Source organism: Xanthomonas sp. NCPPB 3761, from assembly GCF_041475705.2.
GTDB classification, from domain to species: domain Bacteria; phylum Pseudomonadota; class Gammaproteobacteria; order Xanthomonadales; family Xanthomonadaceae; genus Xanthomonas; species Xanthomonas phaseoli.
Genome location: NZ_CM191262.1, coordinates 3,655,619 through 3,672,211 on the forward strand (window position 1 = coordinate 3,655,619; position 16,593 = coordinate 3,672,211).

A 16,593-nucleotide genomic window follows, 5' to 3' on the forward strand; every position below is an offset into this window, starting at 1 on the left:
GGTGCCAAACGTGCAGGTTGGAACGCTGGTTCCTATTCCGTCACGGACAAAGGGCGTTCGGGGGTCTAAAATATTTGCATGATTAGCGCTGAGGACCCTGGGAGGGGCTGCGCGTTCATAGCGTTCGACGTTCGTATCTAGATCCGGGGCCGCGTGTTGGCGCCTGCGATCGCTCTCCCTCCACGACTCGCCACCGCGCGCTGGTGCCTGAGTCCTTCCTGACATCTCAAAATGACTGATCAATCCTCAAAACGTGGGCTAGGCACCTGGTTGCTGGTGGCCTATGCCGTGGTGATCGCCGTGCTCGGCACGGTGCTCGCCTATCAAGGCGGCCGCCTGGTGGCCGTGGGCGGCTCCTGGTATTACCTGATCGCGGGTATCGCCCTGTTCCTGGCGGGCGTCCTGCTCGCGCTGGGCAAGCGCGCCGGGCTTTGGCTGTTTGGCGCCACGCTGGCCGGCACCATTGCCTGGGCGCTGTGGGAAGTGGGCCTGGATGGCTGGGGCTTGGTGCCGCGCCTGGCCATGATGTCGGTGCTCGGCCTGGTGCTGCTGCCGTTCTGGGGTGTGGCGCGTCGTCGCATGCAGCCACTATCCGGGCCGGGCTATGCGCTGGTGACTGGCGTGCTGCCGATCCTGGGGGCGGCGCTGATCCTGTGGCCGCTGCTGATGCCGCGCAATGTCGAGCTGGCCGATGCCTCCACGCTGCCGGCCGACAACGCAACGGCCTTCAGCCGCGGCACCGTGCCCAGCCCCGACGGCAACGTCGCGGCCAACCACGACGCCAGCAACTGGACCTCCTATGCCGGCTCCAACCTGTCCAACCACTACACCCCCGGCGCGCAGATCACCCCGGACAACGTGAAGAACCTCAAGGTGGCCTGGGAATTCCACACCGGCGATCTCAAGCCCAAGGATTCCAAGCTGGGCTACGCCTTCCAGAACACCCCGCTCAAGGTCGGCGACCTGCTCTACATCTGCACCCCCACCCAGAAGGTGATCGCGGTGGAAGCAGCCAACGGCAAGGAGCGCTGGCGCTTCGATCCGCAGACCAACCCGAAGGCGATGGCGGGTGTGGCTGCCACCACCTGCCGTGGCGTGTCGTATTACCAGGCACCCGAAGGCACCGCCGAGTGCCCGACCCGGATCTTCTGGCCGATGGTCGATGGCCGCCTCGGCGCGCTGGACGCGCAGACCGGCAAGCTGTGCACCAGCTTCGGCAACAACGGTTATGTCGATCTGAATGCGGGCACCGGCAACACCAAGCCGGGCTTCGTCGGCCCGACCTCGCCGCCGGTGGTGATGCGCGGCGTGGTGATCCAGCCGACCGGCCAGGTCCGCGATGGTCAGGAAGGCGATGCGCCGTCCGGCGTGGTGCGTGGCTTCGATGCGCTCACCGGCCAGCTGCGCTGGGCCTGGGACCTGGGCAACCCGGCGATCACCGCCGAGCCGCCGGCCGGCCAGACCTATACCCGCTCCACCCCGAACGTGTGGTCGCTGATGGCCGCCGACGATGAGCTGGGTCTGGTCTATCTGCCCACCGGCAATGCGTCCGGCGACTTCTTCGGCAAGGGCCGCACCCCGCAGGACGAGGAATACACCGCCTCGCTGGTTGCGGTGGATGCCGCCACCGGCAAGGAGCGTTGGCATTTCCGTACCGTCAATCACGACCTGTGGGATTACGACATCGGCCCGCAGCCGAACCTGGTCGATTGGCCGGTCGCTGGCGGCGGCACGCGTGCTGCGGTGATCCAGGCGACCAAGTCCGGCCAGGTGTTCGTGCTGGACCGCGCCACCGGCGAGCCGATCATGCCGGTCAAGCAGATCCCGGTACCGCAGGGAACCGACCACGGTGACTGGACCGCTGCCACGCAGCCGATCTCGCCGGGCATGCCCAACACCGTGGGCGCGCCGAGCCGCGAGTTCGAAAAAATCATCGAATCCGATGCCTGGGGCATGACCCCGTTCGACCAATTGGTGTGCCGTATCCAGTTCAAGCAGCTGCGCTACGAAGGCATGTTCACCCCACCCACCCTGCAGGGGTCGCTGGCTTTCACCGGCAACCACGGCGGCATCAACTGGGGTGGCGTTTCGGTGGACCTGCAGCGCGGCATCATGGTGATGAACAGCAATCGCCTGCCCTACACCTTGCAGGTCTATACCCGCGAAAAGATGAACGAGCTGGGCGTGGTGTCGGTGTTCGACGGCAAGAGCAAGACCCCCGGCTACATGGCGCAGAAGGGTCTGGCCTACGGTGCCCGCAAGGAGCCGTGGATGTCGCCGCTCAACACCCCGTGCGTCGCCCCGCCGTGGGGCTACATCGCCGGCGTGGACCTGCGTACGCAGCAGGTGATCTGGCGCCGTCCGCTGGGCACCGGCTACGACCAGGGCCCGATGGGCATCCCGTCCAAGACCAAGTTCGAGATCGGCACGCCCAACAACAGCGGCTCGCTGGCCACCGCCGGCGGGGTGACCTTCATCGGCGCGACCCTGGACGACTTTATGCGCGGCTTCGACACCCGCACCGGCAAGCAGGTCTGGGAGACCCGCGTCCCCGCCGGCACGCAGGCAGCGCCGATGAGCTACACCATCAACGGCAAGCAGTACATCGTGGCTGCCGTCGGTGGACACGACCGCATGGAAACCAAGTCGGGCGACAGCGTCATTGCCTGGGCCCTGCCGGACGATGCGCAGGCCGCGCCTGCCAAGTGACGGCCGCGCTCCACGCACCATGCGGCCAGGCAGTGCGCTGAGGCGCATCAGCGCATGCAGTCTGCACTGCATCGGCCGCTGCGCCTCACCCGCCTGGCTGCGTGCTGGCGCATAGGCAACCTGCCGTCGGCCCAGGGCCGACGGACGCATCAATCAAACCGGTCGTCGCGAGGCGGCCGGTTTTTTTGTGCGCGCGCATCCAGGTGCGGCCAAGGCTTGTGGGGGCCAAGCCGAGGCTGTCGGCCCAGCGCAAGACGCGCGACCGACGTGCGTTGGCTGTCAAACCTGCGTCGCGGACGTCCGGATCCACGCCAACCTCCGAGGCCGGCGCCCCCATGCAGCAGCCAAAGGCCTGTGTGGGTGCCAATCCAGAGCCCGCGCAGGTCGACAAGCCAACCAGCACCATTCCCAGGAGGGGTTTGTCCACCCCAAATCGCAGCTCGCCGACATTGCCGGGCATTCGGCACGCACAGGGATTTTTCACGCGGAATTTACAATCAAATTGACGCGTGGGCGCATTTGATCGCACCCGACGCACATACCCTGGCGAACTGAAATCGCTTCCATATCAATGATATCCCGCCATTTCGGGACTTGGTTGCCACATTCCGACGAACGGCGCCTTCACATCATCATGATTCGGACTCAGCCGCCGATACCACCATTGCGGGCCATGGACTGCCGATACCGCTCCCCCTTCTCAGATCACCCAGCTGGACTCAGCCTATGTCGCTTGCACACGATGCCGCCCCCGTTGCCCAACCGCCTGCCGGTCGGCACGTTGCGCGCGCTACCTGGGTAATCCCCCCACTTCTAGCGGTCGCCAGAAGTGGAGCTAAGCGGCCATCGCCAACTTCATGGCAGGCGTGATGCCGCCGAGCGCCATATTCGGACGCTCGTGGTTGTACGTCCATAGCCAGCGGGTGGCTTTGTCCTGCACCTGGTCGATGGTGTCGAACAGGGTTTGGGCGAGCCAGGCGTAGCGGATGGTGCGGTTGTAGCGTTCAACGTAGGCGTTCTGCTGTGGCTTGCCCGGCTGGATGTGCTCGACCCGGATACCATGCCGCTGCGCCCAGGACAGCAACGCGCCACTGATGTATTCAGGGCCGTTGTCGCAGCGGATCACGGCGGGCTTGCCGCGCCACTCGATGATCTGCTCCAGCGATCGGATCACACGGGCTGACGGCAGCGACAGATCCACCTCGATCCCCGGCCCCTCGCGATTGAAGTCGTCGAGCACATTGAACAGCCGGAAGCTGCGGCCGTCGGCCAACTGGTCGTGCATGAAGTCCATCGACCAGACCTGGTTGATAGCCTCCGGCACCGCCAGAGGCTCGGGCCGCTCACGCACCAGCCGCTTCCTCGGCTTGATCCGCAGGTTCAACTCCAGCTCGCGGTAGATCCGGTAGACCCGCTTGTGATTCCAGCCAAAGCCCTTCACGTTGCGCAGGTACAGGTAGCACAGGCCAAAGCCCCAGTCGCGATGGGCGGTCGTCAACCGGATCAGCCAGTCGGCGATCCGGGCGTTCTGCTCGCTGGCCTTGGCCTGGTAGCGGAAGCAGGTCTGGCTCACCGCGAAGGCCTGGCAGGCGTGGCGGATGTTCGTGCGCCCGCTCGTGACCGCCGATTGGGCCATCTCGCGTCGCTGAGATGGCCTCACCATTTTTTTGCGAGCGCTTCCTTCAGCAGGTCGGTACTGAGCTGCGCCTCGGCGTACATCTTCTTGAGCCGGCGGTTCTCCTCCTCCAGCTCCTTCATGCGCGCGACCATGGACACGTCCATGCCGCCGAACTTGCTGCGCCACTTGTAGAACGTGGCCGAGCTGATGCCGTGCTCGCGGCACAGCTCCGGCACGGGCGCACCGGCCTGGGCCTGCTTGAGCACGGCGATGATCTGGCTGTCGGTAAAGCGGGACTTCTTCATGGAACCTCCTCGAGAAAGGATACGAGAAAATTCCACTTCTGGCGTCTGCTAATGGGCGGGGGGATTACCCCTGGACCGCATGGCTGCCCGCCGCTGCACATATCGCGCTGCTGGCGTTGCTGGCCTGCTATGCCGCCACGCTGGTACCCGGCGGCTTCCTGAGCGGACTCGGACGCGTGCTGCCCGCCCTGCTGGTGTTGGGCGCGGCAAGCGCCGGGCTCTGGTGGTGGTCGCGCCGGCGTCACGACGGCCAGTTGCAGCAGGCAATGCGCGCGGCGGTGGCGATCGGCGAAGGACGCACCCAGCGGCTGGACCTGCGCAACGCCTCCGGCGACCTCGCGCCGTTGCTGCATGCGTTGCAGGATGCCCAGGACAAGCTCGCCATCCGCATCGACGTGATGGAGCAAGGCCTGCGCCATGGCCAGTTCGTGATCAAGGCGCTGGACGATCTGGACACCATGATCCGCATCGCCGACGACGATGGCCAGGTGCTGTTTGCCAACCGCAAACTGCTCGCCATGCTCAAGCTGATCGAGCCGGATGTACAGAGCTTCCGTCCCAGCTTCCATGCCGAAGGCTTCGTCGGCGGCAGCATCGGCGACATCTATCCCGACAGCCAGGCCGCGATCGACCGCATGCGCGCGTTGAATGCCTCCAAGGCCGTGCGTGCGCCGTTCTTCGGCCGCCAGATCGACTTCGTGTACAGCCCGATCATCGCCGCCGACGGCACCAAGCTCGGCACCATCGCGCAGTGGATGGACGTCACCGCGCAGGTCAATGCCGAGCAGGGACTGATCCAGATCATCGACGCCGCCTCCGCCGGCGATTTCAGCCGCCGCATGCAGATCGACGGCATGGACGGTGTGCTGCTGACCCTGGCACAGGGCATCAACCGCATCTACGACTCGGTGGAAACCCACCTGGCCGCACTGGCGCGCGTGATCGGTGCGCTGGCCGAGGGCGACTTCACCCAGCGTGTGGATGGCGATGCGCACGGTATCTTCGCGCGCTTGCGCGACGACACCAACCAGACCGTCACCCGCCTGACCGAGATCATCGGCGGCATCCAGACCGCGTCGGACACCATCCGCCAGGCCGCGGTGGAAATCGCCGCCGGCAACATGGATCTTTCCGAGCGCACCGAGCAACAGGCGGCCAATCTGGAAGAAACCGCCAGCTCGATGGAAGAACTCACCTCCACCGTGAAGCAGAACGCCGAGAGCGCGCTGCAGGCCAATCGCCTGGTCGTCGGCACCGGCGACGTGGCGCAGAGCGGCGGCCAGGTGATGGACGAGGTGGTCGCCACCATGGGCCAGATCAGCACCGCCTCGCGCAAGATCGGCGAGATCATCGGGGTGATCGACGGCATCGCGTTCCAGACCAACATCCTGGCACTCAATGCCGCAGTGGAAGCCGCACGTGCCGGCGAACAGGGCCGCGGTTTTGCGGTGGTCGCCTCGGAAGTGCGTGCCCTGGCGCGGCGCTCGGCCGATGCAGCCAAGGAAATCAAGACGCTGATCGCCGACTCCACCGACAAGGTGGAGCTGGGTTCGGGCCTGGTGCACCGCGCCGGCGCGACCATGCGCGAGATCGTCGGCTCGGTCAAACACGTCACCGACATCATGAGCGAGATCACCTCGGCCAGCGCCGAGCAGTCCAGTGGCATCGAGCAGGTCAACCGCACGGTCGCGCAGTTGGACGAGGTCACCCAACGCAACGCCGCGCTGGTGGAAGAAGCCACCGCCGCCGCGCGCAGCCTGGAAGAACAGGCGGTGGAACTGGCCGATGCGGTCTCGATCTTCCGCCTGCAATCCGACACCCGCCCGGGCACCTCCAACCTCGCGCGCGCCAGCTTCCACAACGCGGCATAAGCCCGGCATGCGCAGCGATTCGTAGGAGCGCACCCGGGCGCGACCGGGTTTGGGCGGAAATGCCATCCATCAACAGCTGCGCTGCTGAGGGCAGCCGAGCGATGCGCCGCATCGCCTCGTCCCGGCGTAGGTTCGCATTGAATTGCATCGCAATGCGATGCAGCGCACCTCAGGCCAGTGCCCCGATGCCGGGCGCACTGCGTCAGTCCAGAAACCGCGCGTGCTGCTCGGGCGTGGGCAGCAGGCAGTGATCGCTGCGACCGAACCAGCGGTAACGATTGCGTGCGATCAGCCGGTAGCCGAGATCGCGCACGCGACGCGGGACCAGGCGCAGCGCCCCACTCAGCCGCCAGAGCCCGCCCAATCCCGCAAGCACGCGCACGATCGCGTCGCTATCGGTCCAGGCACCGGTGGCGTCCACCAGGAGAAACGACAAAGGGTCGTCCGGGTCCAGGCCGTGCTGCTGCAACAGTGCGCGCCCGGCTTGCCCCTGCATGGCGGCAAAGCGATAGCGCCCACGCCGATCGTGGCGCAGCAGGAATTTGACCCAGCCATTGCAGAGCAGGCACACGCCATCGAAGACGATGGTGGCCTGCGCCGCAGGCGGCGCGACAGGCGATTGATCAGCGCGGTTCAAGCCAGCCCTCATAACGAATGAACGGTCCTACCAGCGGCAACTGCACGTCCACCAGAAACCCGTAACGGCCGCCGTCGGCATGCTCGCGGCAGCGCACCTGCCGGAACCAGCGGGCAGGCAACCGAATCATCCCGAACGCCCACACGCCGGTGGCTTGCCAATACAACGATTGCGCATCGGCCTGCAGCGAAAATTCAAAGCGCACCGCGCCCAGGTGTTCGCGCAAGCGGTCGCCATGGCGCCATAGCCGCGAATGCATCGGCATGCCGTCAAAACGCCGATGCCAGCGCTCGCCGTGCGCGTCGGTCAGAAAATCCACTTCCACCGCCACCTCGCCACTGCGCGGCAAACGGCTCAGCAACGCCAGTAGCGGGACCAGCGCATGCGCGCCGCGTTCAATCCTCGCCCGGCCGGCGAAGGTCTGCCGCTGCTGCACCGAATGCAGCGCGCGCACCGGCGCAGGCAGTTGCGCGAACGCGGCCTGCCCCAGCACCTGTGCGAACAACGGCACGCTCAGGGCGCGATCCAGGCCAACGTGGCCATGCGTCCGCTGCGGCGATCGCGGCGATCGCGGCGATGCGAGAAGAACCGCTGCGGCTCGGAAATGGTGCACAACCCGCCGCCATGGACCGCATCGGCCGGCACACCGGCCCGCTGCAGCCGCTGACGTGCCAACGCATACAGATCCACCCGCCAGTGCCCCGGACGCGTGGCGACAAACGCGTGTTGCGCCTGTGCATCGTGCGCAACGAAGGCGCCGAACACGTCCTCGCCGATTTCATACGCCTGAGGCCCCGCGGCTGGACCCAGCCAGGCCACCAGACGTTGCGGTGGCGTCCGCATCGCCGCCACGCTGCGCTCCAGCACACCGTCGGCCAGCCCGCGCCAACCGGCATGCGCAGCAGCGACCTCGCTGCCATCGACGGCAGCGAACACGACCGGCAGGCAATCGGCCGTGAGGATTGCCAGTACCACGCCAGGCACCGAAGTCACAGCAGCATCGGCAACCGGTTCGTGCGCCCCTGGCGGCAGATCCGCCGCGCGGTCGGTGGAATCGGGTGCCGTGGGCGGTGCATCCAGCCGCACCACGTCCACGCCGTGCACCTGCCGCAACCACTGCGGCGAGCTCGGCAGCTGCAGTGCCGCGGCCAGCAGTGCCCGGTTGCGCTCCACCTGCTCGGGCACATCGCCTTCGGCGCTGTTGCGGTTGCCAAGGTTGAGCGTGTCGAACGGCGCCAGCGAGCCGCCCAGGCCGTGACACAGCGTGGTCAGCGCACGGATGCGCGGTGGCGCCGGCCAGTCGGCCGGCAGGATGAAAGGCGCAGCCTGGGACATCTCAGCGGCGTGCCAGCTGGGCGGCGCGTGCGCTGTCTTCGCGCAGCACGGTCATCAGGCGCTGCAGATCGGCCGGCACCGGCGCGCTGGCGCGGACCGGCTCGCCGCTGACCGGATGCAGGAATTCCAGGGTTTCGGCGTGCAGCGCCTGGCGCTTGAAGGTGCGCAGTTCATGCACCAGCTCATCGGTGGCGCCCTTGGGCAGCTTGAGCGCGCCGCCGTACAGCGGATCGCCGACGATCGGCGATTTCAGGTGCGCCATGTGCACGCGGATCTGGTGGGTACGCCCGGTTTCGAGCCGGCATTCCAGCGCGGTGTGCGCACGGAAGCGCTCGCGCAGGCGGTAATGGGTGACCGCATCGCGGCCGTCGTCGCGCACCGCCATCTTCAGCCGGTCGCGCGGGTGGCGGTCGATCGGGGCATTGGCGGTGCCGCCGGAGACCAGCGCGCCCACCACCACGGCCAGATACTGGCGATGCACCTCGCGCGCGGACAGCTGCTCCACCAGCGCGGTCTGCGCCTGCACGGTGCGCGCCACCACCATGACGCCGCTGGTGTCCTTGTCCAGGCGATGCACCACCCCGGCGCGCGGCACCGAGGCTAGCGCCGGGTCGCGGAACAGCAGCGCATTGACCAGGGTGCCGTCCGGGTTGCCGGCGCCCGGATGCACCACCAGGCCGGCCGGCTTGTCGATCACCAGTACCTGCTCGTCTTCGTACAGCACGCTCAGCGGGATGTCCTGCGGCGCGGCGTGGGTCTGGGTTTCCAGCACCACCTGCAGCTGCACGTTCTCGCCGCCGCGCAAGGTGTCGCGCGGGCGCGCCATTTCGCCGTCCAGCAGCGCGTCGCCGGACTTGATCCACTCCGACAACCGCGAGCGCGAGAATTCGGGGAACAGTTCGGCCAGCACCGCGTCGAAACGCCGTCCTGCGGCGCTGTCGGGCACGACGGCCTGACGAATGGACGGGTCGGCGGGGTCGGCAGAAGGGTCGGACATGGACACGGGTACTCGGGCAAAAACGGGAATTTGAGGGTCCGGGCAGCAGGAGTCAGTCGCCGGACAGGCCACTAGGCTATCATCGCCCTTTCGTTTTCCTGATGCGTCCTGCCCAGACCCATGATCCGACGGTCCACGTTTTCCGCGCCTGCGCGCCTGATTGCCCTCATGCTGGTCATGGCGTTCGTCGTCACCGGCTGCCACCGCGGCGCCAAGGACAAGAATCCCGACGAGGGCATGCCGGTCGAGCAGCTCTACGGCAAGGGTCATAACCTGATGGAGAAAGGCAACTGGGCCGGCGCCGAAGCCAGCTACAAGCGGCTGATCGCCCAGTACCCGTATGGCCCGTACACCGAGCAGGCGATGATCGAAACCGCCTACGCCCAATACAAGGCCGGTAAGCATGACGACGCCGTCTCCAGCGTCGACCGCTTCATCCGGACCTACCCGACGCACCGCAACATCTCGTATCTGTACTACCTGCGCGGGCTGGCCAACAGCAACCGCGACACGGTGTTCCTGCGCCGCGTGTGGTCGCTGGACCCGAGCCGCCGCGACCTGTCTTCGCCGCAGCAGGCCTACAACGATTTCAATACCGTCACCGATCGCTACCCGAACAGCCGTTACGCCGCCGACGCACGCAAGCGGATGATCGAGCTGCGCGACATCTTCGCCCAGCATGAATTGGACAACGCGCTGTACTACCTGCGCCGCGATGCCTGGGTGTCGGCCGCCGGCCGTGCCAACTACCTGCTCGAAACCTATCCGCAGAGCGCCTTCCAGTACGACGCGGTCGCGGTGCTGGCCGAGGCCTACACACACCTGGGCAACAAGACCTTGGCAGCCGACGCACGCCGCGTGCTGGAGCTCAACGACCCGCAGCACCCGTGGCTGACCGGCAACTGGCCGAAATACCCGTGGGCCATCCGCAAGCTCAACCCGTTTGCCGGCGAAAAGTCCGCCGCGACCGGGCAAAAAAATTCGCAGATGAATCGCGACTGAGATATCAGGCGCAGCGAATGACCGAAAAGAGGCCGAAAGGCCTCTTTTTTGTTGCGGCGATGCTGACGGCAGCACCGCACGTGCAACACCGACGACGACACGGCGGCGATTGCCGCCGCTAACGCACCTGCGGCGTGCAGTCGCTTGCCCTGCGCGCAAACGCATTGCCGGAGCCTGTGCGCGCATCCTGGAACCTTGCCGGAGCCGGCATCTGCCTGGAACCGGCCCCAGGTCACCTAATGCCCCCGGGCCTGCTGTCTATACTCATCCCGAACCAGTTCCGACTGCCTGCGAGCGCCAGCCAAGGAAGCCGCATGTCTCGTGCCCTCATCGCTTTGCTGCTCATGCTCTGGCTGACGGCCGTGACCGCCAGCGCCACCGCAGCCCCCATCGTCTATGGCGTCAACGCCCACGACAGCCGCCCCGGCTATGCCATGACCCAGGCCGAGGCACGCTTCAAACTGCTGGCAGCGCGCAACCTGCGCAGCTACCGGTTCGATATCGATCCGCGCGATTACGCAACGCTGGATGCGCTCGTTCCCTTGGCGCGCAAGTACGGCATCACCCTGCGCCCGATGGTCTACCCGATGTCGCGCGAGATCGGTTACCAGCTGGCACGCCACTATGCGGCAGACATCAAGGTCTGGGAAATCGGCAACGAACAGGATCTGGTGCGCGCCGAAGCCGATACCCGCATCGCCGCAATGACCACGATGTATCTGGGCATGCGCCAGGCGTCCGACGAACTGGGCGCCGGCCTGCGCTTCACCATCAACATCACCGCCTGCAATAGCGACGATCGCAGCGCCAACGCGCGCTGCCCGGGCGATCGCAACGGCTCCCTGTGGTTTTTGGCAAAGGCCAAAGCGGCCGGCTTCAACTTCGACCACATCAGCTTCCACTACTACGCTTTCTACCAGGATGCCGGCTATTGGACGGACCTGTATCTGGGCCAGCTGCGCACTGCCGCGCGCACCTACAACACCCCGGTGTTCTTCAACGAGCTGAACTGTGCGGAGATCTATACAGGCAGCACCACTGGCGGCAGCGCAGGTGACCGTGGCTGTTACGACAGCCTGGCGCAGCTGTTGCGCAATGTGCGTGACAACTATGCCGACGTGGTGGCCGAGGTGAATGTCTACGAATTACTGGACCAGGCCACCATCCAGGGGCCTGAAGGCCACTTTGGCCTGATGTACGACCTGGCCCGACCAAAACCGCCCCTGGATCTGCTCACGCGGTTCGCCCAGCCGCCAGCCAGCGCAGCGGCAACCACTGCGTCAGCCGAGTGACCGGATTCGCCGTTCGAATTACTGCCCGCGATACCCGTTGGTGATCGGATAGCGCCGTTCGCGACCGAATGCACGCCGCGACACTTTGGGCCCGGGCGCGGACTGATGGCGCTTCCACTCATTGAGCCGCACCAGGCGCAGCACATGCTCGACGGTATCGGCCGCGTAGCCGGCCGCAACGATGTCGTCGCGCGACTGCTCCTGATCGACGTAGCGATACAGGATGCCGTCGAGCACATCGTACGGCGGCAGCGAATCCTGGTCGGTCTGGTTGTCGCGCAACTCAGCCGACGGCGGGCGCGCGATCACCGCCGGCGGAATCACCGGTGCGCCGCCGACGGTGTTGCGCCATTTCGCCAGGCCGAACACCTCCGTCTTGTACAGGTCCTTGAGCGGCGCATAGCCACCGCACATATCGCCATAGATGGTGGCGTAGCCCACTGCGTATTCGCTCTTGTTGCCGGTGGTCAGCACCAGCCCGCCGAACTTGTTCGACAGCGCCATCAGGATCACGCCACGGCTGCGCGACTGCAGGTTTTCTTCGGTGATGTCCGGCTGGGTACCTTCGAACATCGGCCCCAGCGCGCCGAGCAGGCCTTCGAACGCCGGCTCGATCGCGATGGTCTCCAGCTTCACGCCCAGCGCACGGCATTGCTCGTCGGCCAGGTCGTTGGACAGATTGGCGGTATAGCGCGACGGCAGCCGCACGGCGGTCACGTTGTCGCCGCCCAGCGCATCCACCGCCATCGCCAACACCAATGCCGAATCGATTCCGCCGGACAGGCCCAGCCAGACCTTGCTGAAGCCGTTCTTGCGGCAATAGTCCTGCAGCCCGCGCACCACCGCGCGCCAGGCCAGCGCGTCCATGCTCTCGTCGCCGTCATCCACCCATACCACCGGCGTGAAGCTGCGCTCGCCGGCCGCGTAGTCCACCACCAGCCACTGGTCCACGAACGCTGCCGCGGCGGGATGCACGGTGCCGTCGCCATCGGCAACCACCGAGGCGCCATCGAACACCAGTGCATCCTGCCCACCCACGACGTTGAGATAGGCAATCGCGGCCCCGCTCTCGCGGGTGCGTTCGGCCAGCAAGGCATCGCGTTGCGCATGCTTGCCACGCTCGTAGGGCGAGGCATTGGGCACCAACACCAACTCCGCGCCTGCCCGCACCGTGTTGGCCAACGGCTCGGCGAACCAGAGGTCTTCGCAGATCACCACGCCCACCTGCACGCCCTTGACCGTGACCACGCAGTTCTCGCCATCCGGGTCCACGTCGAAATACCGACGCTCGTCGAACACCGCATAGTTGGGCAGTTCGCGCTTGCGGTAGGTGGCTTCGATCCGCCCGTCGCGCAACACGCTGGCGGCGTTGTAGACCACGCTGCCGGCGCTTTGCGGCCAGCCGACCACCGCCACGATGCCGCGCGTGGCCGCCGCAATCCGTGCCAACGCCTGTTCGCAATGAGCGAGGAATCCCGGCCGTAACAGCAAGTCTTCCGGCGGATACCCGCTGATCGCCAATTCGGGAAACAGCACGATGTCGGCCTCGAACTCGTCGCGCGCCGCTGCGATGTATTCGATGATGCGATCGGTATTCTGCGTCACGCCGCCGACCGGGAAGTCGAACTGGGCCATGGCGATGCGGAGGGTCTGGGACATATCGGCAGCCTTTTGCAGATTCCTACCGAACGCCGGAAGGAGGAAGAGAGAAGCGGGCAACACATAGCCGTCGCGCAATCGCGTCGCAGACAGCGTCGGTGCGCACCAGCACTTCATTATTCCAGAAGCGCAGCAGCTGGAAGCCTTTTCGGTGCAGGAAGGCCTCGCGCGCGGCATCGCAGGACGCATCCAGGTGTTGGCTGCCGTCAAGTTCGACGATCAGCGCCCGTTCCAGGCAAGCGAAATCGGCGACATACGGGCCGACCGGACACTGCCTGCGGAACTTGAATCCCAACAGCCGCCGATCGCGCAGGCGGTACCAAAGCAAATGCTCGGCAGCGGTCATCTCGCGCCGCAAGGTTTTTGCAAAGCGGATCTTCTCACCGGTGCGCATCAGAAGCTCCCAGGTCTGGGGAGCTCACAGCTTGGTGTGGAGCGCCACGGATCGCTATCGGCTGCGGCCGTCGGGGAGTGTGGGGAAAGCCGCCCTCACCCCTGCCCCTCTCCCGCAAGCGGGAGAGGGGAAATCCAAGACGAAAGGCAGGCGGTGGATCGGTCTGCTTCTGCTTCTGCTTCTGCTTCTGCTTCTGCTGCTTCTGCTGCTTCTGCTGCTGCTGCTGGTGCTGCTGGTGCTGGTGTTGGTGGTGCTAGTGCTGGTGGTGCTAGTGCTGGTGGCGCTGCTGGTGGCCCTGGTGGCCCTGGTGGCCCTGGTGATGCTGGTGATGCTGCTGGTGATGCTGCTGGTGATGCTGCTGGTGATGCTGCTGGTGATGCTGCTGGTGTTGGTGTTGATGCTGCTGGTGTTGATGCTGCTGGTGTTGATGCTGCTGGTGTTGGTGTTGGTGTTGGTGTTGGTGGTGGTGGTGGTGGTGGTGGTGTTGCTGGTGTTTGTGCCGGTGCCGGTGCCGGTGCCGATACTGCAAAGCTGCAGCTCTTATTGCCCCAACGCTCACACCTGCGCTCGTCACTCCCTTCTCCCGCCTGCGGGAGAAGGTGCCCGAAGGGCGGATGAGGGCAAGCTCCCGCGCACCAACAACAAAAAAGGCCGCCCGAAGGCGGCCTCTCTGACGCTCACACGCTTGCGCGCGGGGCGTGCTTACTTCACCAGCGCTGCGATCGCCGCACCCAGATCGCCCGGCGAACGGACGGTCTTGACGCCAGCGGCTTCCATCGCCGCGAACTTGCCTTCGGCCGTGCCCTTGCCACCGGACGCGATCGCACCGGCGTGGCCCATGCGCTTGCCGGCTGGCGCCGAGGCACCGGCGATGAAGCCGACGACCGGCTTCTTGACGTGGTTCTTGATGTACTCGGCACCGGCCTCCTCGGCGTCGCCGCCGATCTCGCCGACCATGATGATGCCTTCGGTCTGCGGGTCTTCGTTGAACAGCTTGAGGCAGTCGACGAAGTTCAGGCCGTTGATCGGGTCGCCGCCGATGCCGATGCAAGTGGACTGGCCCAGGCCGACCTCGGTGGTCTGCTTGACCGCTTCATAGGTCAGCGTGCCCGAGCGCGACACGATGCCGATCTTGCCCGGCTTGTGGATGTGGCCCGGCATGATGCCGATCTTGCATTCGCCCGGGGTGATCACGCCGGGGCAGTTCGGCCCGATCAGCACGGTGTCCGGATGCGAGCGGGTTAGCACGTTCTTGACGCGCAGCATGTCCAGCACCGGGATGCCTTCGGTGATGCAGACGATGACCTTGATGCCGGCCGCAGCCGCTTCCAGGATCGCATCGGCCGCGTACGGCGGCGGCACGTAGATCACCGAGGCGTCGGCGCCGGTGGCCTCGACCGCATCGGCGACGGTGTTGAACACCGGCAGGTTGATATGGGTGGTGCCGCCCTTGCCGGGCGTCACGCCGCCGACGACCTGGGTGCCGTACTCGACCATCTGGGTGGCGTGGAAGGTGCCCTGCTGGCCGGTAAAGCCCTGCACGATCACCTTGGTGTTCTTGTTAATCAAAACGGACATGGATAATTCCTTCGGTGTCGTGGATCAGGCGGCGTTCTTGACAGCTTCAACGACTTTCTTGGCACCGTCGTTGATGTTGTCGGCCGGGATGATGGCCATGCCGCTGTCGCGCAGCAGCTGCTTGCCTTCTTCCACGTTGGTGCCTTCCAGGCGCACCACGACCGGAACCTTGACGCCCACTTCCTTGACCGCGGCGATGATGCCTTCGGCGATCATGTCGCAGCGGACGATGCCGCCGAAGATGTTGACGAAGATGCCTTCGACCTTGTCCGAGGACAGGATCAGCTTGAACGCCTCGATGACGCGCTGCTTGTTCGCACCGCCGCCCACGTCCAGGAAGTTCGCCGGCTCGCCGCCATTGAGCTTGATCACGTCCATGGTGGCCATGGCCAGGCCTGCGCCATTGACCATGCAACCGATGTTGCCGTCCATGGTGACGTAGTTGATGTCCAGCTCCGACGCGGTCACTTCGGTTTCGTCTTCCTGCGTCTTGTCGCGCATGGCGACCAGCTGCTTCTGACGGAACGCGGCGTTGTCGTCGCTGTCGAACTTGCCGTCCAGCGCGTACAGGTTGCCGTCGTCCAGGATCGCCAGCGGGTTGATTTCAACCAGCGCCAGATCCTTTTCGTTGAACAGGCGATACAGGTTCACCATGATGCTGGCGAACTGGCCGGCCTGCTTGGCGTTCAGGCCGAGCTTGAAGCCGAAATCGCGGCCGTGGTAGCCCTGCACGCCTTCGACGAAATCCACATTGAGCGCGTGGATCAGCTCAGGGGTTTCGGCCGCGACCTGCTCGATCTCCACGCCGCCCTCGCTGGAGGCGATGTATGTGATGGTCTTGGTGCCGCGGTCGACCAGGATCGACAGGTACAGCTCCTTGACGATCTCGCCGGCGGTGGTCACCAGCACCAGGTTGATTGGCAGCTCGACGCCGGCGGTCTGGTAGGTCGACATCTTGGTGCCGAGCATCTTGGCGGCTGCGGCCTTCACGTCGTCGGTGGTCTTGCAGAACTTGACGCCGCCAGCCTTGCCGCGGCCGCCCGCGTGGATCTGCGCCTTCACCATCCAGGGGCCTTGGCCCAGGGAATTGGCGACTTCAACCGCTTCGTCCGGGGTCGCCGCGACCTTGCCGGCCGGAACGGGGATGCCGTACTCGGCAAGCAGCTGTTTTGACTGGTATTCGTGGAAATTCATGC

The 16,593-nt window shown here is 65.7% G+C and carries 14 protein-coding genes and 1 pseudogene; 5 read left to right on the forward strand and 10 right to left on the reverse strand.

The annotated features are described in order from the left end of the window. The first annotated feature begins 270 nt into the window (after nt 1-270). Together ACCQ00_RS15880 and ACCQ00_RS15885 are read left to right on the forward strand one after the other, a co-directional pair. On the forward strand, nt 271-2,709 hold the full coding sequence (locus ACCQ00_RS15880) for a glucose/quinate/shikimate family membrane-bound PQQ-dependent dehydrogenase (RefSeq protein ID WP_180301653.1): 2,439 nt from the start codon (nt 271-273) through the stop codon (nt 2,707-2,709). Between the two features lie 684 nt (nt 2,710-3,393). Next, nucleotides 3,394-3,579 (forward strand): hypothetical protein, encoded by a 186-nt coding sequence (locus ACCQ00_RS15885; protein ID WP_369908170.1) that lies wholly within the window; start codon nt 3,394-3,396, stop codon nt 3,577-3,579. Here ACCQ00_RS15885 and ACCQ00_RS15890 read toward each other — a convergent pair. Then, a protein-coding gene (locus tag ACCQ00_RS15890; protein WP_099770632.1) for an IS3 family transposase occupies nt 3,545-4,632 on the reverse strand; the annotation gives its coding sequence in 2 pieces (ribosomal slippage) (nt 3,545-4,380 and nt 4,380-4,632; 1,089 coding nt in all). The two genes, ACCQ00_RS15885 and ACCQ00_RS15890, sit on opposite strands and share 35 nt — an antisense overlap. A 266-nt stretch (nt 4,633-4,898) precedes the next feature. Here ACCQ00_RS15890 and ACCQ00_RS15895 point away from each other — a divergent pair. Next, nucleotides 4,899-6,503, forward strand: a complete 1,605-nt coding sequence (locus ACCQ00_RS15895) for a methyl-accepting chemotaxis protein (RefSeq protein ID WP_369908171.1) — start codon at nt 4,899-4,901, stop codon at nt 6,501-6,503. A gap of 202 nt (nt 6,504-6,705) precedes the next feature. On the opposite strand, the gene ACCQ00_RS15900 is transcribed toward ACCQ00_RS15895, so the two are convergent. The 4 genes from ACCQ00_RS15900 to rluD are packed head-to-tail and all read right to left on the reverse strand — an operon-like array spanning nt 6,706 to nt 9,472. Beyond that, complete coding sequence (locus ACCQ00_RS15900; RefSeq protein ID WP_039571773.1) at nt 6,706-7,140, reverse strand: thiol-disulfide oxidoreductase DCC family protein; 435 nt, start codon at nt 7,138-7,140, stop codon at nt 6,706-6,708. Then, nucleotides 7,127-7,651 carry a DUF4166 domain-containing protein gene (locus ACCQ00_RS15905; RefSeq protein WP_039571770.1) on the reverse strand — a complete coding sequence of 175 codons (525 nt, stop codon included), beginning with the start codon at nt 7,649-7,651 and terminating at the stop codon, nt 7,127-7,129. Before ACCQ00_RS15905 ends, ACCQ00_RS15900 begins: the two co-directional genes overlap by 14 nt. Before the next feature lie 2 nt (nt 7,652-7,653). After that, nucleotides 7,654-8,475 (reverse strand): peptidoglycan editing factor PgeF, encoded by an 822-nt coding sequence (pgeF, locus tag ACCQ00_RS15910; protein WP_372353980.1) that lies wholly within the window; start codon nt 8,473-8,475, stop codon nt 7,654-7,656. Between the two features lies 1 nt (nt 8,476). Further along, complete coding sequence (gene rluD, locus ACCQ00_RS15915) at nt 8,477-9,472, reverse strand: 23S rRNA pseudouridine(1911/1915/1917) synthase RluD (RefSeq protein ID WP_039571765.1); 996 nt, start codon at nt 9,470-9,472, stop codon at nt 8,477-8,479. A 120-nt stretch (nt 9,473-9,592) separates the two neighbouring features. Between rluD and ACCQ00_RS15920 the strand changes: the two genes are divergently transcribed. Continuing rightward, nucleotides 9,593-10,474, forward strand: coding sequence for an outer membrane protein assembly factor BamD (locus tag ACCQ00_RS15920; RefSeq protein WP_039571762.1), 882 nt, complete (start codon nt 9,593-9,595; stop codon nt 10,472-10,474). Nucleotides 10,475-10,788: 314 nt separating this feature from the next. After that, nucleotides 10,789-11,766 (forward strand): glycoside hydrolase family protein, encoded by a 978-nt coding sequence (locus ACCQ00_RS15925; RefSeq protein ID WP_039571758.1) that lies wholly within the window; start codon nt 10,789-10,791, stop codon nt 11,764-11,766. A gap of 18 nt (nt 11,767-11,784) precedes the next feature. On the opposite strand, the gene ACCQ00_RS15930 is transcribed toward ACCQ00_RS15925, so the two are convergent. The 5 genes and pseudogenes from ACCQ00_RS15930 to sucC form a co-directional block, all read right to left on the reverse strand. After that, nucleotides 11,785-13,425, reverse strand: coding sequence for an NAD+ synthase (locus ACCQ00_RS15930; protein WP_039571756.1), 1,641 nt, complete (start codon nt 13,423-13,425; stop codon nt 11,785-11,787). 22 nt (nt 13,426-13,447) lie between these two features. Next, nucleotides 13,448-13,819 carry an endonuclease domain-containing protein gene (locus tag ACCQ00_RS15935; RefSeq protein ID WP_039571753.1) on the reverse strand — a complete coding sequence of 124 codons (372 nt, stop codon included), beginning with the start codon at nt 13,817-13,819 and terminating at the stop codon, nt 13,448-13,450. A gap of 64 nt (nt 13,820-13,883) precedes the next feature. Further along, nucleotides 13,884-14,111: pseudogene (locus ACCQ00_RS15940) on the reverse strand (hypothetical protein); the annotation flags it as partial. Nucleotides 14,112-14,521: 410 nt separating this feature from the next. Next, nucleotides 14,522-15,397 carry a succinate--CoA ligase subunit alpha gene (sucD, locus tag ACCQ00_RS15945; protein WP_005921370.1) on the reverse strand — a complete coding sequence of 292 codons (876 nt, stop codon included), beginning with the start codon at nt 15,395-15,397 and terminating at the stop codon, nt 14,522-14,524. A 24-nt stretch (nt 15,398-15,421) separates the two neighbouring features. Continuing rightward, nucleotides 15,422-16,591 (reverse strand): ADP-forming succinate--CoA ligase subunit beta, encoded by a 1,170-nt coding sequence (sucC, locus tag ACCQ00_RS15950; RefSeq protein ID WP_039568282.1) that lies wholly within the window; start codon nt 16,589-16,591, stop codon nt 15,422-15,424. Nucleotides 16,592-16,593: the final 2 nt, after the last annotated feature.